The following is a 2412-nucleotide window of genomic DNA, read 5'->3' as shown; positions in this document are numbered from 1 at the left end:
TAACAGTGTAGCTCATATTTTTTTAATTTTAGTTTGGTTAAGTTAGAAAGGGCGCACGGTGGATGCCTTGACACTAGGAGTCGATGAAGGACGGGACTAACGCCGATATGCTTCGGGGAGCTGTAAGTAAGCTTTGATCCGAAGATTTCCGAATGGGGAAACCCACTATACGTAATGGTATGGTATCCTTACCTGAATACATAGGGTATGGAAGACAGACCCAGGGAACTGAAACATCTAAGTACCTGGAGGAAGAGAAAGCAAATGCGATTTCCTGAGTAGCGGCGAGCGAAACGGAATCTAGCCCAAACCAAGAGGCTTGCCTCTTGGGGTTGTAGGACATTCTATACGGAGTTACAAAGGAACGAGGTAGACGAAGCGACCTGGAAAGGTCCGTCGTAGAGGGTAACAACCCCGTAGTCGAAACTTCGTTCTCTCTTGAATGTATCCTGAGTACGGCGGAACACGTGAAATTCCGTCGGAATCTGGGAGGACCATCTCCCAAGGCTAAATACTCCCTAGTGATCGATAGTGAACCAGTACCGTGAGGGAAAGGTGAAAAGCACCCCGGAAGGGGAGTGAAAGAGATCCTGAAACCGTGTGCCTACAAATAGTCAGAGCCCGTTAATGGGTGATGGCGTGCCTTTTGTAGAATGAACCGGCGAGTTACGATCCCGTGCGAGGTTAAGTTGAAGAGACGGAGCCGCAGCGAAAGCGAGTCTGAATAGGGCGTTTAGTACGTGGTCGTAGACCCGAAACCAGGTGATCTACCCATGTCCAGGGTGAAGTTCAGGTAACACTGAATGGAGGCCCGAACCCACGCACGTTGAAAAGTGCGGGGATGAGGTGTGGGTAGCGGAGAAATTCCAATCGAACCTGGAGATAGCTGGTTCTCCCCGAAATAGCTTTAGGGCTAGCCTTAAGTGTAAGAGTCTTGGAGGTAGAGCACTGATTGAACTAGGGGTCCTCATCGGATTACCGAATTCAGTCAAACTCCGAATGCCAATGACTTATCCTTAGGAGTCAGACTGCGAGTGATAAGATCCGTAGTCAAGAGGGAAACAGCCCAGATCGCCAGCTAAGGTCCCAAAGTGTGTATTAAGTGGAAAAGGATGTGGAGTTGCTTAGACAACTAGGATGTTGGCTTAGAAGCAGCCACCATTTAAAGAGTGCGTAATAGCTCACTAGTCGAGTGACTCTGCGCCGAAAATGTACCGGGGCTAAATACACCACCGAAGCTGCGAACTGATACCAATGGTATCAGTGGTAGGGGAGCGTTCTAAGTGCAGTGAAGTCAGACCGGAAGGACTGGTGGAGCGCTTAGAAGTGAGAATGCCGGTATGAGTAGCGAAAGACGGGTGAGAATCCCGTCCACCGAATGCCTAAGGTTTCCTGAGGAAGGCTCGTCCGCTCAGGGTTAGTCAGGACCTAAGCCGAGGCCGACAGGCGTAGGCGATGGACAACAGGTTGATATTCCTGTACCACCTCTTTATCGTTTGAGCAATGGAGGGACGCAGAAGGATAGAAGAAGCGTGCGATTGGTTGTGCACGTCCAAGCAGTTAGGCTGATAAGTAGGCAAATCCGCTTATCGTGAAGGCTGAGCTGTGATGGGGAAGCTCCTTATGGAGCGAAGTCTTTGATTCCCCGCTGCCAAGAAAAGCTTCTAGCGAGATAAAAGGTGCCTGTACCGCAAACCGACACAGGTAGGCGAGGAGAGAATCCTAAGGTGTGCGAGAGAACTCTGGTTAAGGAACTCGGCAAAATGACCCCGTAACTTCGGGAGAAGGGGTGCTTTCTTAACGGAAAGCCGCAGTGAATAGGCCCAAGCGACTGTTTAGCAAAAACACAGGTCTCTGCGAAGCCGTAAGGCGAAGTATAGGGGCTGACACCTGCCCGGTGCTGGAAGGTTAAGGAGAGGGGTTAGCGTAAGCGAAGCTCTGAACTGAAGCCCCAGTAAACGGCGGCCGTAACTATAACGGTCCTAAGGTAGCGAAATTCCTTGTCGGGTAAGTTCCGACCCGCACGAAAGGTGTAACGATTTGGGCACTGTCTCAACCAGAGACTCGGTGAAATTATAGTACCTGTGAAGATGCAGGTTACCCGCGACAGGACGGAAAGACCCCGTGGAGCTTTACTGTAGCCTGATATTGAATTTTGGTACAGTTTGTACAGGATAGGCGGGAGCCATTGAAACCGGAGCGCTAGCTTCGGTGGAGGCGCTGGTGGGATACCGCCCTGACTGTATTGAAATTCTAACCTACGGGTCTTATCGACCCGGGAGACAGTGTCAGGTGGGCAGTTTGACTGGGGCGGTCGCCTCCTAAAGTGTAACGGAGGCGCCCAAAGGTTCCCTCAGAATGGTTGGAAATCATTCGTAGAGTGCAAAGGCATAAGGGAGCTTGACTGCGAGA

General features: G+C 50.8%; 1 rRNA gene (cut by a window edge). It reads left to right on the top strand.

From position 1 onward, the window contains the following. Positions 1-35: 35 nt before the first annotated feature. A 23S ribosomal RNA gene (locus tag SJY24_RS30125) occupies positions 36-2412 on the top strand (it continues 545 nt past the right edge of the window).

The sequence above is a fragment of the Bacillus sp. R86525 genome (assembly GCF_042466195.1).
GTDB classification, from domain to species: domain Bacteria; phylum Bacillota; class Bacilli; order Bacillales; family Bacillaceae_G; genus Bacillus_A; species Bacillus_A nitratireducens.
Note: the sequence above shows the minus strand (reverse complement) of the source record. Positions and strands in the feature narration are given on the sequence as shown.